This is a genomic window from Kitasatospora sp. NPDC001175 (assembly GCF_053598215.1).
In genome coordinates this window covers 137,730-159,620 of record NZ_JBSFJU010000001.1, presented here as the reverse complement: position 1 = coordinate 159,620, position 21,891 = coordinate 137,730, and the positions used below count along the sequence as shown (strand labels likewise).

Sequence of the window (21,891 nt, the reverse complement as noted above, 5' to 3'; positions counted from 1 at the left end):
CCCCTGCCCACCGGTAGGGGCGCCGCTGTGTGTCCGTGCCCACGCCAGCTGCGCCGCCGTCACTCCTCCCAGGCGGTCGGCCAGATCGGCAGCGGAAGGTCGGTCGGCGACGCCGCCGGACAGAGCCGCAGCCCCCGGCACTGCCTGGGCGGCACGGGCGACCGGCGTCCCCGGTAGCTGCATCCCCTCGGCGCTCGACGTGCCCCGCCCGGCCGCGCCGCGCTCGGGCCGAGGCGGTCTGAGCCCCGGAGTCGACATGGTCTTGGGCCGCCGCTGACGAAGCGGGGGAGGGGCCACCATCGGCAGCGGCCGGCCGGGCGTCGGCCCGCACCACACGGTGCGCAGTCCGGCCTCGCTGCCCGGCAGCAGCGGTCCCGCGCCGCCGCTGCCCGGCCCGGTGCACAGCGGCGGCGGCACCGGGGCGGACGGCCGCATCAGCCGCGACGGGCCGTAGCCGATCGCGACCGCCACGATCGCCGCGCCCACCACCAGCACCACCAGCCCGGCGGCCGCCGTCAGCAGCCCGCTGCGCAGCCCGGCCTGCACCCTCAACCGCAGCGGCGACGGCCGGCGCGGCGCCGGGCAGCCGTGCACCGCCGCCCGGTACAGCAGGGTGGCCAACTGCTCGCCGAACCCCGGTGCCGACGGATCCCGGCCCACCAGGTCGGGCACGGACCGCACCAGCGCGGCCCGCGCCCGGCGCACCCGGCTCTCGGCCGCCGCCGTACTGGACTCGACCTCCACCGCGACCTCGGCGACGGGCAGCCCGAGCGCGTCGTGCAGCACCAGCGCGTGGCGCTGAGGGCGGGAGAGCCGCCGGAGCGCCCTGAGCAGCGCCCGGTCACGGGATGTCAACCGTTCCCGGCCGGGGTCGGCCTGACGGTCCTGGCTGACCGGGCAGACCTTGATCCGCGGGCGCGGCAGACGCCAGAAGCGGTGGGTGCGCCGGGGGCCGCCCCGGCGCCAGGGGGAGAGCGCGGTCTCGAACGCGTACGAGCGCACCCAGCGCTCCGGGTCCGGCAGCCGCGACATCTGGTGCCACCGGCGGCCGGCGACACCGAGCGCCAGACGCACGATGTGCACGGCGCGGTGACGGCAGCCGGTGAGCAGGAAGGTCTGCTGCACCAGCCGGGTGTGCGTGACGGTGCACAGCGCGTCGAAGTCGGCGAAGACGAGCCGCGGCGGGACGGGTTTGCCGTCGATCGGGTCGTACAGGATGCCGTTCGCGTCCTTGGGTGCCGTGCCGGCCCGGGACCGGCCGGGGGTCCAGCCGGCTCCCCAGAGCACCTCCGGGGGTCGGGCGGCCTCCGGGGCTCCGTCCGGGACTGCGGTGTGCTGCGCCTCGTCCGAGTCCGTGGCGTCCCGGGCACCGGCCGTGCCAGCCGTGCCCTTCGCGCCGGCCCGACCCGCCTCCCGAGCGCCGGCCGTGCCAGCTGCGCCCTGCGTGCCGTCCGGGCCCGCGTCCTGAGCGTCGCTCGGTCCTGCCGTGTCCAGGGCGTCCGTCGGGGCCGCCGCCTGCGCCCGGTCGGCGGACGGTGCCGGGCCCGGTGCGACGAGGACGGCCGCCAGGGCGACGGCCTCCTCCTTGGTCCGCAGGCCCAGCTTCCGCACGGCCCGGGTCAGGTGGCTGCGCGCCGTGTTCGAGGCGATGCCGAGTTCCCAGGCGACGGCCTGGAGCTCGGTACCGGCAGCCAGCATGGCCAGGATCTGGGCCTCACGCGGCGACAGCACCCGGAGCAGTCTGGCGGCATCCGGGTGACTGCGTGCCGTTGCGGGTGTCGTCGTCACCGCGTCACCTGGCGCGGCCACGCGTGCAAACTTGGCACATAAGCAAATAATCCGGGACACGTCGAGGTTTTGCCGCTTGACGGGGCACAACGGGTCGGAGTTGGGACCATGAGGCCCATGACGCAGCTGATGGGCCGTCCGATGCTGGGCGTACCGGGAGAATTGGGCGCCCGTCCGGTCATCGCCGACCTGCTCACCGGAGTGCGGGTGGGACTGGTCACCCTTGCCGCGATCGGTGTCCCCGTCCTCGGGCTCTGGGTGCTGACCCCGTACGCGGACGACACGCCCTCCGGTGCGGGGCGGCTGGTCTGCGCGCTCTGGCTGCTCGGCCACGGCGGGCCGCTGACCGATGCCGACCAGATGACTCAGGTGACCCTCACCCCGCTGCTGCCGACCCTGTTCACCGTGACGCTGCTCTACCGGACGGGGGCGCACGTCGGACGGCGCCAGCCGGTCCAGTGGCGGGCTCCCCTGATGGTGTGCGCCGGGTATCTGGGTGTCGCGGTGGCCGTGGTCTCCGGGTGCGCCGGGGAGGGGCCGTTCCGGTCCCGCCCGGCGTACGACATGGTCGCCGTCGCGGTACTGGCCGCCGCCGCGCTGCTGAGTGGCACGGTCATCGGAGGGGCGCGCCCCGAGTGCGGCTGGTGGCCGGCACGCTCCGGCGTACGCTCACGGACCTGGTTGCCGTCGTGGGCCGTGCCGACCGGCGGCGGCCCCGCGATCCGCCGGGCCGCCGCGGCCGGGGGGTCCGGCCTGGTGGCGGCGGGCGGACTGCTCCTGCTCGCCGCCCTGCTGACCGGCCTCGGTGCCACCGGGCGATCGGCCCGGGCCGTGGACGAGAGCATGGCCGGGTACGCCGGGCTGCTCGTCGCCTGTCTGCTGCTGCTCCCCAACGCGGTGCTGTGGGCCGCCTCGTACACGCTCGGACCGGGCTTCGCCGTGGGCACCGGCACGGCCGTCGCACCGACCGGCACCCGGCTCGGCCCGCTGCCCGACTTCCCGCTCTTCGCGCTGTTGCCCGAGGCCGGCGGAGCGGGCTGGCGGCTGGCGGCGTGCGCGCTTCCGCTGTTCGCGGGGGTGGTGCCGGCGGTGCTGATCGGCCGGGCGGCGGCCGGGGAACGGAGCTGGAGGCCGGCGCGGGGCGGGACGGCCGTGCAGGACGAGGAGGGCAGACCTGAGCCGGAGCCGGTGGCAGGGGTGGCGACCGGTGCGGGGACCGGGACGGACGCACGGCCGTGGCATCCGGTGGCCACCGCCGTCGCGGCGCTCGGCAGCGCCCTGCTGACCGGGGCCGGGGCCGCGCTCTGCGCCTGGCTGTCGGGTGGCGCGCTCGCGGGCGGGCGGATGTCCGAACTCGGGCCCGTCCCGTGGCTGGCCGGACCGGCCGCCGCGGGCTGGCTGGCCGCGGTCACGCTGCCCGGGGCACTGCTAGGCCGCTGGTGGCTCACCCGCGGTACCGCGCCCACCTGGTGGGGCCGGTGCACCACTGTCGCCCGCCGCCGCGCCGCTCTCACCCGGCTGGCCCTCCACCGCACCCTGACCCGCGCCGCCGACCGCCTGCCCCCTCGGCGCTGAACGCCCCACGGCAGGGCACAACGTCAGGGCCACGGGAGGCCGCCCGGACACCGCGGCCGGGCAGCGACGCCGTGACCCCGCACCCACGCCGACCAGGGCCTCGGGAGCCGCGCGAGCGGCCACGCGGCCGGAGGACACGCCTGCGCGCGATCCGTACCGCCTGCCGACACGCCCGCACGGCTACCCGCCGCCCGCACGAGCCCCGCACACCCGACTACCCGTCCGCCTGGCTACCCGTCCGCCTGGCTACCCGTCCGCTCGCGTCCCGGCGGATGCCCCGCTACTGGTTGGCGCCGTTGTAGAGGTCGACCAGGATCTTCGGGCCGAGCGGGCTGCAGCCCTGCTGGGCCTCGGCCGTGAGGGCGTCGCTCACGCAGGTCACGTAGTCGTGGTAGTACAGGTTGACGCCGAGGAAGCTGAGTACGAAGAGCACCGCGACACCCCCCGTCACCAGGCCGCCCACGGCCGCCGGGGTCTGCGGGCGGACCGGCTGCGGGCCGATCGGGGGTGCACCGGCCCGGCCGGTACCGGCGGTGCCGTCGGCCGTGGCAGCGGCGGCCTGCCGAGGGGCCCGCAGGGCGCTGATGCCCCAGTAGAGGGCGAGCGCGCCGAGCAGCAGGGCCACGTACGCGATGCCGGTGACCACGCAGAACAGGGCGCCCATGCCCGCGCTGAGGGCGTACCTGGAGCGGCGCTGCAGCGGGTCGCCTGGATCGAACTTCGGCGTCTGCGGCGGCTGCGGGGCCGACCAGCGGCCCTGGTAGTGCGGGCTCCAGGGGTGCGGCGGCGGTACGGCGGGGCGGTCGTCCTCGTCCTCGGGGGCGGCCGGTGGCTGCTGCGGGGTGCGCGGCTGCCACGGCTGATCGGGGGTGCCCGCCGGCGGGGGCGCGAAGGGGTTGCGCTCGCCGGTGTCGTCGCCGCTGCTCATCGGGTCAGCCATTCCTTCTCGTCGGTGCGATCGGTGTGATCGGTTCGATCGGTGCGGGCCGGTGCGCCGTCGGGGACGGGTCGGTGCGGGGCCGCGCAACCAATGATCCCGCAGGCCGCCTCGGGCCTGACGCCGCCCTGCCGACCTGCGCCACCCCGGGGTGCGCGGGGTCCGCGGGGCCGGTCGGTGCTCCGCACCCGCGGAGCGGCCGAGCCGATCATCGAGATCCCCGTCTCAACTACGCGCGTAGCGCTGCCAGGTGCGTACGGAAGGCCTCCGACCAGCCGTTATCGTGGTGACGGTCAGCAGCTCGGAAGGGTTCCCGGGGCCCCGGCAGTGCAGCGCGCGTCCCGGCAACCAGGATCCGCTCATGACATGTTCGCCGCTCGTAGTGGCCCCACCGACGGTGGATGTACCAGCGAGCAACGACGTACGGAGAAACGCGCAGTGGCCGCTGCTTCCGCCCAAGTCTTCCCGCCGCGTACGCCGGGACCGGCCCGTCTGGTGGTCCTGGTCTCCGGTTCCGGCACCAATCTGCAGGCGCTGATCGACGCCGCCGACGACCCGGCGTTCGGAGCGGAGATCGTCGCCGTGGGCGCCGACCGGACCGGGATCGCGGGGCTGGGGCGTGCCGAGCAGGCGGGCATCCCCACCTTCGTCCAGCGGGTCCAGGACCATGCCGAGCGCGCCGACTGGGACCGCGCGCTGACCGCCTCGGTCCTCGGCTACCAGCCGGACCTGGTGGTCTCGGCCGGCTTCATGAAGATCCTCGGCGCCGAGTTCCTCACCGCGTTCTCCGGACGGATCGTCAACACCCACCCCGCCCTGCTGCCTTCCTTCCCCGGCGCTCACGGTGTCACCGACGCGCTGGCGTACGGGGTGAAGGTCACCGGCTGCACCGTCCACCTGGTCGACGCCGGAGTGGACACCGGGCCGATCATCGCGCAGGGCGTCGTCCAGGTCGAGGACGCCGACTACGCCGATGGCGGCGAAGCGCTGCACGAGCGCATCAAGACTGTCGAGCGCACCCTGCTCGTCGACGTCGTGGGCCGCCTGGCCCGCGAAGGTCACCGCATCGAGGACCGAAAGGTATGGATCCCGGCACATGAGTGAGCGCAGCGAAGGAATCATCGAGCGGGGTGCCCGGCGCGCAGCGCCCGCCGAGCGCAGCGAGGTGGGAGCATGAGTGCCAGCTCCACCACGCCCCCCGTCTCCGAGAACGTGAGGCCGATCCGCCGCGCGCTGATCAGCGTGTACGACAAGACCGGTCTGGAGGAGCTCGCCCAGGGCCTGCACGCCGCCGGGGTCGCCATCGTCTCCACCGGTTCGACCGCCGGCCGGATCGCCGCCGCCGGCGTCCCGGTGACCGAGGTTTCCGAGCTGACCGGCTTCCCGGAGTGCCTGGACGGGCGCGTGAAGACGCTGCACCCCCGCGTGCACGCCGGCGTGCTCGCCGACCTGCGCCTCGAGACGCACCGGGCCCAGCTGGCCGAGCTGGAGATCGAGCCCTTCGACCTGGTCGTGGTGAACCTCTACCCGTTCAAGGCCACCGTCGCCTCCGGCGCCACCCCGGACGAGTGCGTCGAGCAGATCGACATCGGTGGCCCGTCGATGGTCCGCGCCGCCGCCAAGAACCACCCCTCGGTGGCCGTGGTGGTCGACCCGGCCCGGTACGGCGACGTCCTGGACGCCGTCCGCTCCGGCGGCTTCGACCTGCTGACCCGCAAGCGCCTGGCGGCCGCCGCCTTCGCGCACACCGCCGCCTACGACGTGGCGGTGGCCAACTGGTTCGAGACCTCGGGTTACACCGAGTCCGAGAGCGCCTTCCCGGCCTTCCTCGGCTCCGCCTTCGAGCGCCAGAACGTGCTCCGCTACGGCGAGAACCCGCACCAGGCGGCGGCGCTCTACACCGACGGCAGCGGCGGCCTCGCGGGCGCCCGGCAGCTGCACGGCAAGGAGATGTCCTACAACAACTACGTGGACACCGACGCGGCCCGCCGGGCCGCGTACGACCACACCGAGCCGGCCGTCGCGATCATCAAGCACGCCAACCCGTGCGGCATCGCCGTCGGCAAGGACGTCGCCGAGGCGCACCGCAAGGCGCACGAGTGCGACCCGGTCTCCGCCTACGGCGGTGTGATCGCGGTCAACCGTCCGGTCACCGTGGAGCTGGCCGAGCAGATCGCGCCCATCTTCACCGAGGTCGTCGTCGCCCCCGCCTACGAGGACGGCGCGGTCGAGGTGCTGGCCCAGAAGAAGAACATCCGGGTGCTGGTCGCCCCGGACGCCCCGTGCAACCGCAAGGAGGCCCGTCCGATCTCCGGCGGTGTGCTGCTGCAGGAGACCGACCGGATCCACGCCGAGGGCGACGACCCGTCGACCTGGACCCTGGCCACCGGTGAGGCGCTGTCCGAAGCCGAGCTGGCAGAGCTGGCCTTCGCCTGGCGGGCCTGCCGGGCCGTCAAGTCCAACGCGATCCTGCTGGCCAAGGACGGCGCCTCGGTCGGCGTCGGCATGGGCCAGGTCAACCGGGTGGACTCCTGCAAGCTGGCGGTCGAGCGGGCCGGCGAGCGGGCCAAGGGCTCGTACGCGGCCTCCGACGCCTTCTTCCCGTTCCCGGACGGCCCGGAGATCCTGATCGCCGCCGGGGTCAAGGCCATTGTCCAGCCGGGCGGTTCGATCCGCGACGAGCTGGTGATCGCGGCCGCCGCCGAGGCCGGGGTGACGATGTACTTCACCGGCATCCGGCACTTCTTCCACTGATGCCGGGCCGGCCGGGGCCTTTCGGTTCCGGCCGGCCCCGGCCGGCTTCGGACAGGTCCTGTCGCCGGCCGGTCCAAGGCAGAGGCCCTGCCCTCCGCTCGGGAGTGCAGGGCCTCTCGCCTGCGGTAACCGCCGGACAGTTACTGCGACTTGACGACCACGGTGCCCATGATCTTGTCGGAGAAGGTCTGCTTCTTGGCGTCCCACAGCGGCCACAGGAAACCGACGCAGCAGCTGAGCTCGTCCAGCAGGTGCAGTGCCTCGCGGGCGAAGGCGGCACCGAAGCCCAGCGGCTGGCCGCTGTCCTCGCGGACCATGCGGATGTTGACGGCCTTCTGACCCAGCGACTGGCCCATCTGGCTCTTCATCAGGGCCAGGATCGCCCAGATGAGGATCATCATCGCGCCCTGGACCACGTTGTAGACGGCCGGGTTGACGCCACCGGTGGTGGTGGTGACGCAGTGGCCGCCCGGCGACATGAGCGCCGAACAGTCGACCTTGGTCTTCGGCTTCAGCACGAACAGGATGATGCCGGGGATGATGCCGATCACGATCGAGTCGATGATGCGGGCGACCACCCGGCTGCCCCAGCCGGCGTAGAAGTTCTGCACCATGCCGGCGTTGCCGTACGGACCCGGCTGCTGCGGGATGCCGCCGTAGCCGGGCTGCGGTGCGCCGTAGCCGGGCTGCGGGGCGCCGTAACCCGGGGCCGGGGCCTGCTGCTGCGGGTAGCCGTAGCCCGGGGCGGGCGGCGGGGACTGCTGCGGGTAGCCGTAGCCGGGCTGCGGGGGCTGCTGGCCGTACGGGTTGTTCGGGTCGGGCGGGTAGCTCATCGGTGCCTCCGAGCGGTTTGGGATGTTGGGACGGGTGGGACAGGAGAATCCCGGTGCGGACGGGCAGTTGAGCGTGCCGACCGGGTGGGACCTTAGCGGACCGGGCTGACACCGAGACAGGGTCGGCATCGCCCGGAAATCCGTGCGCATGAGGAGCGCCGACGCGACCTCAGAGATGGAGGAAGCCGAACCGGTGCAGCTGCCACAGCCAGGAGACCGTCAACGCCGTGCCCAGCAGGACGTTCCGACGGCCGTTCGGCAGCTGCCACCACCAGCGCCCGGGGCCGAGCGGGGCGAACAGCAAGCCGATGGCCGCCACCACGGTGACCGGGTTGGCCGCCAGCGCGGCCGCCCAATTGCCGTGCCCCGCCTCGATGAAGACCGTGGTGCTGCCGCAGCCCGGGCAGGGGATCCCGGTGAACCGGCGCAGCATGCACAGCGCTCCCGGGTCGTGCACGTCGTGCAGTCGGGCCACCGCCAGGGCGGCCGCCGCACCGCCTCCCCCGCGCAGCAGCACTCGCAGAACCGCCCCCGACAGCCGCTCCTCCGAGCGGCGCCAGCGGTCCCGCAGCACCGTCACAGTAGTGGCGGACACGGCTACTTGTAGATGACCGTGAAGAGGACGACCATGGCGACGGAGATCAGGATGCCCAGGGCGTTGAGCACGATCCCTCCGACCGCCACGCCCCGGCCCGTCCCGGTGGCGGCCGAGCGGTTCAGCGCGGCGATGCCGAGGCCGAGTCCGATCAGTCCGAGAAAGCCAAGGTAGGCGCAGGAGAGCACGATGGCGAGGAAGCCGAGCACCACCGAGGCGGTGGCGTAGGAGTCCCGCTGCGGTGTCTGCGCCAACGGCGGGGCCGTGAACGGCTGCTGCGGCACCGGCTGATGCGGGTAGCCGTAGCCGGGCTGCGGCTGCTGCTGGTACTGCGGTGCGCCGTAGGGCTGTTGCGGCGGGCCGCCGTATCCGCCGTACGGATCGGACGGCGGCGTCTGGTACGGATTGCTCACTTGTTTCTCTTCCCCCGGGATCTCCCCGTCGTCTCCTACGGCCCGTCACGGACGTAGCGAGCGGCGGCGGAGATTACAAGTCCCTATCGTCAACCGGCCCGCGCGGCGGTGTCCAGCCGAGTTCCGGCGCGGCGCCCAACTGTGGCGCAACCGCAACCCGAAACCCACGCTACGTCCTCCCGAACGGTACTTCCGACGCCGCCGGGGCGGTGACGCGGGCACCGGGGGGGATCCAGGACAATGGGGCCATGACTGCCCAGATTCTCGATGGCAAGGCCACAGCCGCCGCGATCAAGTCCGAACTGGCCGTGCGCGTCGCGGCTCTCAAGGAACGGGGCATCGTCCCCGGCCTCGGCACCGTCCTGGTCGGCGACGACCCGGGCAGCCGCTGGTACGTCAACGGCAAGCACCGGGACTGCGCGGAGGTCGGCATCGCCTCCATCCAGCGCGAGCTGCCCGCGACCGCCACCCAGCAGGACGTGGAGGACGTCGTCCGCGAGCTCAACGCCGACCCGGCGTGCACCGGATACATCGTCCAGCTGCCGCTACCCAAGGGACTGGACCAGAACCCGGTCCTGGAGCTGATGGACCCGGACAAGGACGCCGACGGTCTGCACCCCACCTCGCTGGGCCGCCTCGCGCTGGGCATCGAGGGCCCGCTGCCGTGTACCCCGCTGGGCATCGTGGAGCTGCTGCGCCGGCACAAGGTCGAGATCAACGGTGCCGAGGTGGTCGTGCTCGGCCGCGGCATCACCGTGGGCCGCTCGATCGGTCTGCTGCTCACCCGCAAGAGCGAGAACGCCACCGTCACCCTGTGCCACACCGGCACCCGTGACCTGGCCTACCACCTGCGCAAGGCCGACATCATCGTGGCCGCCGCCGGTGTGCCGCACCTGGTCAAGCCGGAGGACGTCAAGCCGGGTGCGGCCGTGCTGGACGTGGGCGTCAGCCGGGACGCCGAGGGCAAGATCGTCGGCGATGTGGACCCGGGCGTGGCCGAGGTGGCCGCCTGGATCTCCCCGAACCCCGGCGGGGTCGGCCCGATGACCCGCGCGATGCTGCTCAACAACATCGTCGAGGCGGCCGAGCGCCGCGCCGGTCGCTGAGCCGGATGGGGATCAAGGTGAACCGGTCGAGGCGTCGGCCGGTGAAGACCACGGGCACCCTGCCCCCCGAGGGCTCGGGGACGGCGCTGCACTACAGCCACCCCCTGCCGGTCCGGCAGTGGCCGATAACGCTGGTCCTGGCGGTGGCCTGCACCGGACTCGCCATCGCCTGGTTCGGCGACTCCAAGTCCGGTCTGCTGACGAAGGCCGGGCTGCTCACGGTCGGCGGCTCGCTGCTGCTGGCCGCCGTGCTGCGCCTGCTGCTGCCGGAGGTCGGCATGCTGGCGGTGCGCAGCCGGTTCACCGACATCTCGGTGCTGAGCTTCCTCGGAGCGGTGATCGTGCTGCTGACCCTGGTGACCCAGCCGGACCCCTGGCTGCACCTGTCCGTACTGGACAACATCGGCCAGCTCATCGGCCGCCGGCACTACTGAGCACAGTCCCTCCCGTCGGGCGCCGAGGCCCCGTCCGCACCGCGGGCGGGGCCCGGTGCGTCTGTGACGCAACAACCGGGCCCGTACGCGCTCCGGGAGGACGCCTTGCGATAACCTGACGGCGGATCTCTCGATGTCGAGAGATCATCCTCGGCTCCAGCGCCGATGTGCCTGGGGCACTGGCGATTTGCTGGAGAAGGTAAAAATGACCCGCACCCCCGTCAACGTCACCGTCACCGGAGCGGCCGGCCAGATCGGCTACGCGCTGCTCTTCCGCATCGCCTCGGGCCACCTGCTCGGCGCCGACGTGCCGGTGAACCTCCGCCTGCTGGAGATCCCGCAGGGCGTCAAGGCCGCCGAGGGCACCGCGATGGAGCTGGACGACTGCGCGTTCCCGCTGCTGCGCGACATCACCATCACCGACGACGCCAACAAGGCCTTCGACGGCGCGAACGTCGCGCTGCTGGTCGGCGCCCGTCCGCGCACCGCCGGCATGGAGCGCGGCGACCTGCTGCAGGCCAACGGCGGCATCTTCGGCCCGCAGGGCAAGGCCATCAACGACCACGCCGCGGACGACATCAAGGTCCTGGTCGTCGGCAACCCGGCCAACACCAACGCCCTGATCGCCCAGCGCAACGCGCCGGACGTCCCGGCCGACCGCTTCACCGCGATGACCCGCCTGGACCACAACCGTGCGGTCGCCCAGCTGGCCAAGAAGCTCGGCGTCACCGTCAACGAGGTCAAGCGCATGACCATCTGGGGCAACCACTCGGCCACCCAGTACCCGGACATCTTCCACGCCGAGGTCGCCGGCAAGAACGCCGCCGCCGAGGTCAACGACGAGAAGTGGCTGGCCGAGGAGTTCATCCCGACCGTCGCCAAGCGCGGTGCCGCCATCATCGACGCCCGTGGCGCCTCCTCGGCCGCGTCGGCCGCCAACGCCGCCATCGACCACGTGCACACCTGGGTCAACGGCACCGCCGAGGGCGACTGGACCTCGATGGGCATCGTCTCCGACGGCTCCTACGGCGTGGCGGAGGGCATCATCTCCTCCTTCCCGGTCACCTGCAAGGACGGCAAGTTCGAGATCGTCCAGGGCCTGGAGATCAACGAGTTCTCCCGCGCCCGCATCGACGCCTCGGTCGGCGAGCTGATCGAGGAGCGCGACGCGGTCCAGGAGCTCGGCCTCATCTGAGCCGCTCCCGCGGCATGACGCGGCCGGGTGCCACCCACCCCCCTCACGAGCCTTTTGGCTCGTGAGGAATAACGGGAGGCGCCCGGCCGCGGCCGTAGACTGAACCGATGTGAGCGAAACCCTGCAGGACGCTGCCCTCGTCCTGGTCTTCATCATGCTGGGCGGCCTGTTCAACGTCGCCGAGATCTCACTGATCTCGCTGCGCGAGGGCCAGATCCGCGAGCTGGAGGCGCGCGGCACCAGGGGCGCCGTCCGGGCCGCACACCTCGCCGCCGACCCCAACAGGTTCCTGGCCGCCGTCCAGGTCGGGGTCACCTGCATGGGCTTCCTGTCCGCCGCCTTCGGCGCGGACACGCTGGCCGGCAAGGCCGCCCCCTACATCGCCCGGCTGGGCCTGGCCCCGGGAATCGCGGACGCCGTGGCGCTGGTCGGGCTGACCCTGGTGATCAGCTATGTCTCGCTGGTGCTGGGCGAGTTGACCCCCAAGCGGATCGGCCTGCAACGTGCCGACTCCATCGCGGTGCTGGCCGCACCGGTGGTCGACGTGATGTCCGTGGCGCTGCGCCCGGTGATCTGGCTGCTCGGGCACTCCACCAACCTCATGGTCCGGCTGCTCGGCAGCGATCCGAAGGCCGGGCGCGGCAGCATGAGTTCGGAGGAACTGCGCGGACTGGTCGCCGCCAACACCGAACTCGGCAGTGACGAGCGGGCGTTGATCGCCGACGTGTTCGCCGCCGGGGAACGCCAGCTGCGCGAGGTGATGGTGCCGCGCACCGAGGTCACCTTCCTGGACGCCGACCGGGTGCTCACCGAGGTCCGCGAGGAGGCCGCCTCCGCCCCGCACTCCCGCTACCCGGTGGTCGAGGGCTCGTACGACGCCGTGGTCGGCTTCGTGCACGTCCGCGACCTGTACGGCGCCAAGGGCGGTCAGGCGGTGCGGATCCGCGACATCGCCCGCCCGGTCAAGTTGCTGCCCGCCACCAAGCGGGTGCTGGAGGCGATGAGCGAGATGCGTCGCGAGGGCCACCACCTGGCCATCGTGGTGGACGAGTACGGCGGCACCGCCGGGATCGTCACCCTGGAGGACCTGGTCGAGGAGGTGATCGGCGAGATCCGCGACGAGTACGACGCCCAGGACACCACCGCCACCCGCCGGCTGGACGGCGGCGGCATGGAGCTGGACGGCCTGCTCAACCTCGCTGACTTCGCCGAGGAGACCGGCGTCACCCTCCCCGAGGGCCCGTACGAGACCGTGGCGGGCTACCTGGTGAGCGCGCTCGGACGGCTGCCGAAGGCGGGCGACCAGACCGTCACCGAGGACGGGGTGCGGCTAACCGTGGCCAAGCTCGACGGCCGCCGGATCGAACGCATCAAGGTGAGTGCGGTCACACTGTCCGACCCTCCAGGCGCAGACGTTTCCTGACCGGGAGGTGGAGCTGGAACAATGGCCCACATGGTCAACGCAGCGGTCACCGGTCCGGTGAAGGACCGTCCCCGGGTGCTCTCCGGCATCCAGCCCACCTCAGGCTCCTTCCACCTGGGCAACTACCTGGGCGCAGTGCGCCAATGGGTCGACCTGCAGAGGGAGAACGACGCCTTCTACATGGTGGTCGACCTGCACGCGATCACCGTGTCGCAGGACCCGGAGGCGCTGCGCCAGAACACCCGGATCTCCGCCGCGCAGCTGCTCGGCGCCGGCCTGGACCCGGAGCACTGCACCCTCTTCGTCCAGTCGCACGTGCCCGAGCACGCGCAGCTCGCCTGGGTGATGAACTGCCTCACCGGCTTCGGCGAGGCCTCCCGGATGACCCAGTTCAAGGACAAGTCCACCCGGCACGGCGCCGAGAGCACCACGGTCGGCCTGTTCACCTACCCGGTCCTCATGGTCGCGGACGTCCTGCTCTACCAGGCGGACGCCGTCCCGGTCGGCGAGGACCAGCGCCAGCACCTGGAGCTCACCCGCGACCTCGCCGACCGCTTCAACACCCGCTACAGCCCGACCTTCACGGTGCCGGAGCCGTACATCCTCAAGGAGACGGCGAAGATCCAGGACCTCCAGGACCCGACCGCGAAGATGAGCAAGTCGGCCGCCTCGCCCAAGGGTCTGATCAACCTGCTGGACGAGCCCAAGGTCAGCGCCAAGAAGTTCAAGAGCGCCGTCACCGACACCGACACCGTGGTCTCCTACGACGAGGAGAACAAGGCCGGCGTCTCCAACCTGCTGCGGATCCACTCCGCGCTCAGCGGCCAGTCGATCGAGCAGCTGGTCGAGCACTTCGAGGGCAAGATGTACGGCGCCCTGAAGACCGAGCTGGCCGAGCTGTTCACCGAGTGGGTCACCCCGTTCCAGGTCCGGACCAAGACCTACCTGGACGACCCGGCCGAGCTGGACCGGGTGCTCGGCCTCGGCGCCGAGAAGGCCCGCGAGGTCGCCTCGCAGACCCTGGCGACGGTCTACGACCGCATCGGCTTCCTGGCGCCGAAGCGCTGACGCGCTGATGCCCTCGCGCTCACTTCCCGGTGGTGGCGACCTCCCGGAGGCCGTCACCATCGGTGTGTCCATAACCGTCCCGGAGCCGTACGGCAGTGCTATCCAGGACGCCCGCGACGGCCACGGTGACCCGCTCGCCCGTTCGATACCCACCCATGTCACCCTGCTGCCGCCGACCGAGGTCCCGTGCGAGCGGCTGCCCGACATCGAGAAGCACCTGAGCGCGGTCGCCGCCGAACACGCCGTCTTCCCGATGCTGCTCCAGGGCAGCGGCACCTTCCGCCCGGTCTCCCCGGTGGTCTTCATCCGGGTGGAGGAGGGCGCCCAGGAGTGCCGGGTGCTGGAGGCCGCCGTCCGCTCCGGGCCGCTCGCCCGTGAGCTCGCCTTCCCGTACCACCCGCACGTCACGGTCGCCCACGGCCTTCCCGACGAGGTCCTCGACGCGGCGTACGAGAAGGCCCGGACCTTTCACGCCGCCTTCGACGTGCTGGGGTTCTGCCTGTCCCGCTTCGACGCGGACGAGGTCTGGCGGCCCTGGCGCGGCTACCTCTTCGGCCAGGGGTGAGACTTCCGGGGCACCGGACCCGTGCGGCTAGCGGTGCTCCAGCAGGGCGTCCACGACCCGCCCAGCGGCCCGGCCGTCGTCGAGGTGGCAGTAGCGTTCGCGGAACGCGGCGTACCTGTCGGCGTGTTCGTCGGCGAGTGCGTCCACCCGGCCCAGGGCGTCGATGAGTTGGCCGGAGGTGGCGAGCAGCGGGCCCGGCGCCTCGGCCTCGAAGTCGAAGTAGAAACCGCGCAGGTCGTCCCGGTAGTGGGCGAGGTCGTGGGTGAAGAAGAGCATCGGGCGGCCGGTGTTGGCGAAGTCGAACATCACCGAGGAGTAGTCGGTGACCAGCACGTCGGCGATCAGCAGCAGTTCGGCCGTGTCGGGGTAGTCGCCGACGTCGTACAGGAAGCCGTCCCCGCGGCCGGGACACCGCTGGAGCACGTGCGAGTGCGGCCGGACCAGCAGGACGTGGTCCGCCCCCAGCGCCCGGCGCGCCGCCTGAGGGTCGAGCCGCAGGTCCAGCCGGTAGCCGTCACCGCTCCTGGCGTCCTCGCGCCAGGTGGGCGCATACAGCACGACCCGTCTGCCCTCCGGGATGCCCAGCCGCCGGCGCACGGCCGCGGCCAGCGCGGCGTCCGGGTGGGCGAGCAGGTCGTTGCGCGGGTAGCCGCTCTCCAGGATCTCGCCGTCGTAGCGGAAGGCCCGGCGCAGGATCGGGGTGCTGAAGGAGTTGGGGGACAGCAGCAGGCTCCACTGCGGCACCTCCTGGGCGAGGCGACGCAGGTAGCCGTCGCCGTCCAGCCAGCCGGTGGCGACGTCGTGGGCGATCCGTTTCAGTGGGGTGCCGTGCCAGGTCTGCAGCAGGACCTGGCCGTCCCGGCGCCGGACGAACTCGGGGAAGTGGGTGTTTCCGACCAGGTAGCGGCAGGTGGCCAGGGCCTCGTACCACTCGGCGCTCCAGACGGTCACCGCCTCGACGCCGTCGGGGAGTTCGGCCTGCGCGTCGTCCACCGTCCACAGGTGGCGCAGCCCGCTGGCGCGCCGGGCCAGTTCGGCGTGGACCGCGCGCGGGGAGTCGGCGTACCCGCGCCCGCCGAAGACGTCGTACAGCACGGCTTCGCGCAGCGGTTCCACCCTGGCCGCCGGGTAGCTCTGGGAGCGGAGTCCGAGCTGGCGGTGGGCGCTGCGCTCGGCGGCGGGCAGGACGGGGGTGGAGTCCACGATCAGGGTGTCGTGCCAGCGCCGCTGCAGCAGGACCCGCTTGCCCCGGGCCTCGGCCGCCAGCGGCAGCACGTGCAGCACGTCGGGGGCCAGCGCCACCGGCTGCTCGCCCCCGGGGTCGCCTGCGGGCCGGATCAGGACGTCCCAGACGCCCTTGCGCAGCGGTAGCCGACCGCCGTACGAGGTGGGGGCGGTGATCGGCAGCCGGGCCTGGAACCGGCCGCCCGCGAGCGGTTCGACGCCGATCGACTGCTCGTCCAGGCCGCCGCCGTGGCGCAGCACGAGTTCGTGCGGCCCCGCCCCGGGCTGCGGGAAGTGGCCGGTGAGCAGAAAGCCCTCGGGGATGGCGGCGACGGTGTCCGCCACCGGGACGCAGCGCTGCTCGCACAGCTGTAGATGGCTGTCGGCGAGGTGCTTAAGGCGCAGGGTGCGGCCGGGGGCGGGGAGCGCGAACTGGGCGGCCAGGCCGCACGACGGGTGGTCGAGCACCAGGGGCTCCGTCCGGCCGTCCGGGTAGTGCAGGACCGGGTCCCAGTGCGCGGTCTCGGCCGGGTCGGGCTCGGGGCGGCCGCTGAGCTCGAAGGCGCCGAGCGGGATCCGGACGGTGAGGCTGCGGCCCGGACCGGGCAGCACGGGCAGCGCGATGACGGCGGGGGACTGGCGGTGGTTGAGCCGGACGGTCGCCCCCTCCGCCCGTCGGCTGCTCAGACAGGCCAGTTCGATGCTGTCCCCGACGGTGCGGGTGGCGCTGACCCGGGCGCGGGCGGTCTCCACCCGTAGGCACAGCTGGCCGCCCCGGAAGTACGGGATGGCCTGTACGCCCTCGGCCACCCAGGCGGCGGGCGGGTACTCGCCCGAGCCGCACCAGTGGGCGGTGAAGTCGCCGGGCCAAGGGCGCAGCCCGTCCAGCAGCAGGCCGCCGATCCGCCAGACGCCGTCCTCCCAGTGACCGCCGCGCCGCAGCAGCGCCGGATCGATCCGGACCGCGAACCCGGCCCAGTCGAGGTTGAGGCCTCCTTCGGCGAGTTCGTCGGTGATCTCGGGGAGGTAACGGGGGGTGGTGCGCAGCACGGTGAGCCGGCGGCGGCCGGGGCGGTGCAGGGTGATCAGGGTGCGGGCGGTGCCGAGGCGGTCGGCGCTGCGTCCGGGGACGTGGGCGTGGCCGACCAGTTCGAGCAGTCCGTCGACCCAGGCGGCGGAGCGGATGCCCATCCGGGGGGCGGGATCGGCCGGGCCGGTGAGCGCCGCCCGGCGGGGGAGCGGGACGGAGAATACGAGGGATCTGGCAAAGGAAGGTCGAGGCACCTCAATGCCCTTCGCGCTGCGGGAGTCGAGAGCCCTGCTGATATCCCGTTATCTCACACCACGGCCGACGGGCGGGTCAATTTTCAAATTGACAGCGGAAATGTGGCGGCCGGGCTTTCGGAAAGCTGCCCGGCCGCCATTATGTTCAGTTTTTATTTTTGATTTTTCGGCTCAGTTCTCCAGCAGGGCATCCACCACTCGGGCCGAGGCCTGGCCGTCGTCCAGGTCGCAGTAGCGTTCGCGGAACGCGGCGTACCTGTCGGCGTGTTCGGCGGCGAGTGCGTCCACCCGGCCCAGGGCGTCGATGAGTTGGCCGGAGGTGGCGAGCAGCGGCCCCGGGGCCTCGGCCTCGAAGTCGAAGCTGAAGCCGCGCAGGTTGTCCCGGTAGTGGGCGAGGTCATGGGTGAAGAAGAGCATCGGGCGGCCGGTGTTGGCGAAGTCGAACATCGCCGAGGAGTAGTCGGTGACCAGCACGTCGGCGATCAGCAGCAGTTCGGCCATGTCGGGGTAGGTGCCGACGTCCCAGAGGTAGCCGTTGCCGGCGCCCGGGATCTGGCCGCACATCACCTCGTGGCCGCGGACCAGCAGCACCTGGTCCTCGCCGAGGGCGGCCTGCGCGGCGGCCAGGTCGAGCCGCAGGTCCAGCTGGTAGCCGCCCTGCGGGCGGCGCCGGTCCTCGCGGAAGGTCGGCGCGTACAGCACCACCTTCCTGCCCTCGGGCAGGCCGAGCCGCTCGCGCACCCGCTCGGCGGTCTTCTCCCGGTCCGAGGCGAACAGCAGGTCGTTGCGCGGGTAGCCGCTCTCCAGGATCTCGCCCTGGTAGCGGAAGGCCCGCCGCAGCACCGGCGCCGACCAGCGGTTGGCCGCGACCAGCAGACTCCACTGCGGTACCTCGTGCTCCAGGTGCCGCAGGTACTGGGCGTCGGTGAACCAGACCTTCTCGAAGTCGTGGCCGATCCGCTTCAGCGGGGTGCCGTGCCAGGTCTGCAGCACCACCTGGCCCGGGCGGCGCTCGAAGAACTCGGGCAGATGGTCGCCGGTCACCACGTACTTGGCGGTGGCCAGCGCCTCGAACCACTCGGTGGACTCCCACCGGATCGACTCCGCGGTCCGCGGCAGGTCGGCCTGCCGGTCGTCCGCGGTCCACAGGTGACGCAGCTTCTCGCCGCGGCGGACCAGTTCCTCGTGCACGGCGCGCGGCGAGCCGCCGTACCGCCCGGTCCTGGAGGCGAGGTAGAGCACCGTGTCGGTCAGCGGACGGCGCTGGAACTCGGCGAACTCATGGCGCAGTTGCCGCTGCCGGTAGCCGCTGCGCTCCTCCGGCAGCAGGTCGGCGTGCGCCTCCAGAGAGAGGATGTCGTGGCGGCGGCGCTCCAGGGCGATCCGCTTGCCCCTGGCCTCCACCTCCAGCGGCAGCGAGCCGTGGCAGGACGGCGCCAGCACCACCTGCGGCCAGGCGCCGTCGGCGGCGGCGCCGGCCGGCCGGAAGAAGACCTCCCAGGTGCCCCGGCGCAGCGGTACCTGTCCGGCGAAGGAGGCGGTGGGCACGGCGGGCAGCGCGGCCCGGAACCGGCCCTCGGCGATCTCCACCGGGTAACTGTGCTCCTCCTCCTGCCAGTTGTGCCGGATCACCAGCTCGTACCGGTGCGTGCCCGGCAGCGGGAAGCTGCCGCTGAGCAGGAAGCCGTCGTCGTCCCGGGCGGCCGTGACCTCCTCGACGACCGGCTGCAGCACCTGGTCGCAGAACTGGAGGTACCCGCTGGGGGAGGGCTTGGAGTAGAGCGCCCGCCGACCGCCGCGCGCGGTGCCGGAAGCCGCCCCGGCCGACCGGTGGTCGATCGGCACGTTCAGCTGGGCCGGCGCCCGGCGGTCGTCTATCACCATCGGCACGGTGGAGCCGTCGGCCATCCGCAGTTCGGTGTCCCAGCGGTCGCGCATCCGGTCGGCGGAGGACGGGTCGAGCGCGTCCCAGGCCTCGCGGACGGCGGTCAGCTCGGCGATCGGGAAGTTCGCGGTGAACGGTACGGTCCGCCCGGCGGGCGTGCCGAGCTTCAGCGGGAAGAGCAGCTCCCGGTCCGACTCGACGTGCTTGAGCCGCAGTTCGGCGCCGGCCAGGTCGGCACCGGAGCGCACCGAGCCGGCCAGGTGCACCTCGCCGCCGGCCGAGTCCACCTGCACCGCACGGGCCCGGACCTGCTCGACCCGCAGGTAGACGTGGTTGTCCTTGAGCCAGGGCACGATCCGGACGTCGTCCTCGACCCAGTGCACCGGCGGGTACTCTGCGGTGTCGCTCCAGCCGCCGGAGATCCGGCCCTTGTAGACGCCGCCCTTGCCGAAACCGGCGATCAGCACCCGCCAGGAGCCGTCCTTCCAACGGCCCCGGCTCTTGAGGCGCCCCGGGTCGATCACCGCGGTGAAGCCGGCCCAGTCGCAGCTGTAGAGGTCGTGCGGGGAGCTGGCGGTGGCCTCCGGGCTGTACATCGCCCTGGTCTGCACGGCCAGCACCCGGTGCCCCTTGGCCTCGCGCAGCACCAGCACCTTGACCATGTCGTGCTTGTGCTCGGCACCGAGGTGCTCGGGGAAGGCGTGCCCGGTGATCCGCAGCTTGCCGTCCTCCCAGGCGGAGTCGTACAGCCGGCTGCGCATCACCAGCGCGTTGTCCAGCCGCAGCACGTCGGTCGGCACGCTCTTGCGGCCGCCGCGCAGGAACGGGTAGTCGGCGTACGGGCGGAGCAGACCGCGCGCCGGGGCGGCTCCGTTGCTGTCCTTCTCGAAGCGCAACTGCTCGACGAGCTCGTCCATCCGCCCCTGCAGGGTCAGGTGGTACTTGAGCCGCAACGGTGCGCGCAGCTTGCGGACCTGCTCGGGGCCGATCGCGCGCAGCAGCCGGCTGACGCACTCCCGGTAGGCGTCGCGGTAGTCCTGGTCCCCCTCCAGCACCGAGGAGAAGAACATCGGGATCTCCTCGACCAGGTTGTTCTCGTCGTAGGAGCGCAGGTAGCGGCGGTACTTGGGGTCCTGCTGCTCCAGCAGCCAGGCGCGGACCAGCTCCATCGACTTCACCCGGTCGATCAGGCCCTTGGGGTTGGTCCGCATCTGCGTGATCGACATCTCGCCGACCTCGCGCTCGCGCCAGTGGTAGATCGGCTCGGAGAGCACGTCCACGCTGCGGGCGAGGTAGTGGTGCGGCACGCTGACCGGCGCGTCCTCGTACAGGATGCCCTCGGGGTAGAGCACACCGGCGGTGTCGAAGAACGAGCGGCGGTAGACCTTGTTCCACGCGGTGCGGTCGGTCACCAGCGAGGGGATCTCGGTGATGTGGGTCCGCAGCCTGGTCTCCTTGAACGGCTTGCGGTGCCCCCCCGACTGGTAGTACCCGATCGCGCGGAAGCGCAGCACGTTGCCGGTGGCGAAGTCCGAGCCGGTCTCGTTCAGGGTGCCGATCATCAGCTCGTACGCGCTGGGCGGCAGGGTGTCGTCGCTGTCCACGAAGGCCAGGAACTCGGTGCCCTCGGCGATGTGCCGGTAGCCGGTGTTGCGGGCCGCGCCCAGGCCCTTGTTCTCCTGCCGCACCAGCCGGAACCGCGCGTCCTTGGCGGCGTACGCCTCGGCGATGGCCGCGCTGCCGTCCTTGGAGCCGTCATCCACCATGACGCACTCGAAGTCGGGATACGTCTGTGCCGCGATCGAGTCCAGACACTCCTCCAGATAGCGCTCGACGTTGTAGATCGGGACGACGACGGAGAGGCGGGGGGCCATCGGCTGCGCGGGCCTTTCATCGGGGGCTTGGCGACCGGTCTCGGGCCGACCATGGGCGGTCCGGAGCCGGCACACGGGCGGATAGTACCGCCCGAAAGTGACCGAATAGCCGCGACCGGGCGCGGTCGCAGCTCAGGGGAGGCGGGCCACCAGTACGTACTCGTTGTATTTGAACACCCGCCCCACGGCCTCCGGTAGCGGGAAGGAGTAGCTGTGCAGCACGGCCAGCCCCGCGTTCTCGGCGTGCCCGCGCAGGCCACCGAAGTCGACGAAGCGGACGTGCGTCGGGTCCGAGCGGTACCCGGCCGGCTGCGGAGTGATCAGTACCACCCGCCCGCCCGGGCGGACACTCGGAAGGTAGCTCTTCAGCAGCTCCGCACCGGTGGCCTCGTCCAGGTGCTCCAGCACGTGCGCGACCAGCATGCTGTCGAAGGCGCCCGGCCGGGCGAGGCCCGCGTCGCTCTCGAACTCGGCCGCGGTGTAGGCCTCCAGACCCCGCGCCCGGGCGGTGGCCACCGAGGTCTCGTTGTGGTCCACGCCGACGCTGCCCGCCGCGCAGTGCTGCAGGTTCCGGCCGACCCCGCAGCCGACGTCCAGCACCCGCCCGAGCCGCAGCCGCCGCAGGTTCCAGCGGTAGGGGGCCTGGGTGGGCAGCAGTCGCTTGAACCCCGACCGCTCCAGGGTGACCAGCCGCTCGGTGTACGAGGCGCCGGCAGTCGCCTCCCCGGTGCCGCTGCGGCCGGGGGCGCAGGCGCCCGGTGCGGAGGAGGAGGGCTGCGGCGGTTCGTGGGTTTCGGACATGGCGGTGGCCTCTCCGGGGTGCCGGCCGGTCGGTTCCGGGTGCGGCAGGGTTGATAGGAGATCGAGTTGTGACGGAGAGTAGAGGGGTGGCGAAGTTGTCGCCCGTGTGATTCACCCGAAGGTACGACGCTGGTAAC

16 protein-coding genes and 1 pseudogene are annotated in these 21,891 nt (G+C 72.4%); 9 read left to right on the top strand and 8 right to left on the bottom strand.

All coding sequences use genetic code 11. The annotated features are described in order from the left end of the window. Positions 1–693: 693 nt before the first annotated feature. Positions 694–1,731 (bottom strand): annotated as a pseudogene (locus tag ACWDAK_RS00690) (sigma factor-like helix-turn-helix DNA-binding protein); the annotation flags it as partial. 174 nt (positions 1,732–1,905) lie between these two features. On the opposite strand from ACWDAK_RS00690, the gene ACWDAK_RS00685 reads away from it, so the two are divergent. Then, the gene (locus tag ACWDAK_RS00685) at positions 1,906–3,363 is read left to right on the top strand and encodes a cell division protein PerM (RefSeq protein ID WP_427392828.1); all 1,458 of its coding nucleotides are present in this window, start codon (positions 1,906–1,908) and stop codon (positions 3,361–3,363) included. A 280-nt stretch (positions 3,364–3,643) separates the two neighbouring features. Here the strand turns inward: ACWDAK_RS00685 and ACWDAK_RS00680 are convergent, their stop codons facing one another. Beyond that, complete coding sequence (locus tag ACWDAK_RS00680; RefSeq protein WP_344638117.1) at positions 3,644–4,291, bottom strand: hypothetical protein; 648 nt, start codon at positions 4,289–4,291, stop codon at positions 3,644–3,646. A gap of 447 nt (positions 4,292–4,738) precedes the next feature. Here ACWDAK_RS00680 and purN point away from each other — a divergent pair, with 447 nt between their 5' ends. Both purN and purH read left to right on the top strand, forming a co-directional pair. Next, positions 4,739–5,404, top strand: coding sequence for a phosphoribosylglycinamide formyltransferase (purN, locus tag ACWDAK_RS00675; protein ID WP_344638116.1), 666 nt, complete (start codon positions 4,739–4,741; stop codon positions 5,402–5,404). A gap of 69 nt (positions 5,405–5,473) precedes the next feature. Next, complete coding sequence (purH, locus tag ACWDAK_RS00670; protein WP_427392829.1) at positions 5,474–7,054, top strand: bifunctional phosphoribosylaminoimidazolecarboxamide formyltransferase/IMP cyclohydrolase; 1,581 nt, start codon at positions 5,474–5,476, stop codon at positions 7,052–7,054. Between the two features lie 140 nt (positions 7,055–7,194). Here the strand turns inward: purH and ACWDAK_RS00665 are convergent, their stop codons facing one another. The 3 genes from ACWDAK_RS00665 to ACWDAK_RS00655 form a co-directional block, all read right to left on the bottom strand. Beyond that, positions 7,195–7,887, bottom strand: a complete 693-nt coding sequence (locus tag ACWDAK_RS00665; RefSeq protein WP_344638114.1) for an RDD family protein — start codon at positions 7,885–7,887, stop codon at positions 7,195–7,197. A 169-nt stretch (positions 7,888–8,056) separates the two neighbouring features. Next, complete coding sequence (locus ACWDAK_RS00660) at positions 8,057–8,482, bottom strand: DUF2752 domain-containing protein (RefSeq protein WP_344638113.1); 426 nt, start codon at positions 8,480–8,482, stop codon at positions 8,057–8,059. Positions 8,483–8,484: 2 nt separating this feature from the next. Further along, on the bottom strand, positions 8,485–8,895 hold the full coding sequence (locus ACWDAK_RS00655) for a hypothetical protein (protein WP_427392830.1): 411 nt from the start codon (positions 8,893–8,895) through the stop codon (positions 8,485–8,487). A gap of 248 nt (positions 8,896–9,143) precedes the next feature. Between ACWDAK_RS00655 and ACWDAK_RS00650 the strand changes: the two genes are divergently transcribed. The 6 genes from ACWDAK_RS00650 to ACWDAK_RS00625 all read left to right on the top strand — a co-directional run bounded on the left by ACWDAK_RS00650 (position 9,144) and on the right by ACWDAK_RS00625 (position 14,686). Next, a complete protein-coding gene (locus ACWDAK_RS00650) occupies positions 9,144–10,001 on the top strand; it encodes a bifunctional methylenetetrahydrofolate dehydrogenase/methenyltetrahydrofolate cyclohydrolase (protein WP_344638111.1) in 858 nt (285 codons plus the stop codon). Positions 10,002–10,042: 41 nt separating this feature from the next. After that, positions 10,043–10,435, top strand: coding sequence for a DUF3017 domain-containing protein (locus ACWDAK_RS00645; RefSeq protein WP_344638110.1), 393 nt, complete (start codon positions 10,043–10,045; stop codon positions 10,433–10,435). Between the two features lie 205 nt (positions 10,436–10,640). Then, entirely contained in the window at positions 10,641–11,630 is a 990-nt protein-coding gene (locus tag ACWDAK_RS00640) for a malate dehydrogenase (protein WP_344638109.1), read from the top strand. A gap of 109 nt (positions 11,631–11,739) precedes the next feature. Continuing rightward, positions 11,740–13,053 (top strand): hemolysin family protein, encoded by a 1,314-nt coding sequence (locus tag ACWDAK_RS00635; RefSeq protein ID WP_344638108.1) that lies wholly within the window; start codon positions 11,740–11,742, stop codon positions 13,051–13,053. A gap of 30 nt (positions 13,054–13,083) precedes the next feature. Further along, positions 13,084–14,121, top strand: a complete 1,038-nt coding sequence (gene trpS / locus ACWDAK_RS00630) for a tryptophan--tRNA ligase (RefSeq protein ID WP_344638107.1) — start codon at positions 13,084–13,086, stop codon at positions 14,119–14,121. Between the two features lie 7 nt (positions 14,122–14,128). Then, complete coding sequence (locus ACWDAK_RS00625; protein WP_344638106.1) at positions 14,129–14,686, top strand: 2'-5' RNA ligase family protein; 558 nt, start codon at positions 14,129–14,131, stop codon at positions 14,684–14,686. Between the two features lie 27 nt (positions 14,687–14,713). Here the strand turns inward: ACWDAK_RS00625 and ACWDAK_RS00620 are convergent, their stop codons facing one another. From ACWDAK_RS00620 to ACWDAK_RS00610, 3 genes are all read right to left on the bottom strand, one after another. Then, positions 14,714–17,101 (bottom strand): CDP-glycerol glycerophosphotransferase family protein, encoded by a 2,388-nt coding sequence (locus ACWDAK_RS00620; protein WP_427392831.1) that lies wholly within the window; start codon positions 17,099–17,101, stop codon positions 14,714–14,716. Between the two features lie 264 nt (positions 17,102–17,365). Next, complete coding sequence (locus ACWDAK_RS00615) at positions 17,366–20,953, bottom strand: bifunctional glycosyltransferase/CDP-glycerol:glycerophosphate glycerophosphotransferase (protein WP_427392832.1); 3,588 nt, start codon at positions 20,951–20,953, stop codon at positions 17,366–17,368. Between the two features lie 132 nt (positions 20,954–21,085). Further along, the gene (locus ACWDAK_RS00610; RefSeq protein ID WP_344638103.1) at positions 21,086–21,754 is read right to left on the bottom strand and encodes a class I SAM-dependent methyltransferase; all 669 of its coding nucleotides are present in this window, start codon (positions 21,752–21,754) and stop codon (positions 21,086–21,088) included. Positions 21,755–21,891: the final 137 nt, after the last annotated feature.

What these genes read in the sequence shown, in the direction of transcription:
- ACWDAK_RS00640 (WP_344638109.1), top strand. Translation starts at nt 10,641, where the DNA reads ATGACCCGCACCCCCGTCAACGTCACCGTCACCGGAGCGGCCGGCCAG.
- ACWDAK_RS00680 (WP_344638117.1), bottom strand. Translation starts at nt 4,291, where the DNA reads ATGAGCAGCGGCGACGACACCGGCGAGCGCAACCCCTTCGCGCCCCCG.
- ACWDAK_RS00610 (WP_344638103.1), bottom strand. Translation starts at nt 21,754, where the DNA reads ATGTCCGAAACCCACGAACCGCCGCAGCCCTCCTCCTCCGCACCGGGC.
- ACWDAK_RS00650 (WP_344638111.1), top strand. Translation starts at nt 9,144, where the DNA reads ATGACTGCCCAGATTCTCGATGGCAAGGCCACAGCCGCCGCGATCAAG.
- ACWDAK_RS00685 (WP_427392828.1), top strand. Translation starts at nt 1,906, where the DNA reads ATGACGCAGCTGATGGGCCGTCCGATGCTGGGCGTACCGGGAGAATTG.
- purH (WP_427392829.1), top strand. Translation starts at nt 5,474, where the DNA reads ATGAGTGCCAGCTCCACCACGCCCCCCGTCTCCGAGAACGTGAGGCCG.
- ACWDAK_RS00625 (WP_344638106.1), top strand. Translation starts at nt 14,129, where the DNA reads ATGCCCTCGCGCTCACTTCCCGGTGGTGGCGACCTCCCGGAGGCCGTC.
- ACWDAK_RS00665 (WP_344638114.1), bottom strand. Translation starts at nt 7,887, where the DNA reads ATGAGCTACCCGCCCGACCCGAACAACCCGTACGGCCAGCAGCCCCCG.
- trpS (WP_344638107.1), top strand. Translation starts at nt 13,084, where the DNA reads ATGGTCAACGCAGCGGTCACCGGTCCGGTGAAGGACCGTCCCCGGGTG.
- ACWDAK_RS00615 (WP_427392832.1), bottom strand. Translation starts at nt 20,953, where the DNA reads ATGGCCCCCCGCCTCTCCGTCGTCGTCCCGATCTACAACGTCGAGCGC.
- ACWDAK_RS00620 (WP_427392831.1), bottom strand. Translation starts at nt 17,101, where the DNA reads ATGGGCATCCGCTCCGCCGCCTGGGTCGACGGACTGCTCGAACTGGTC.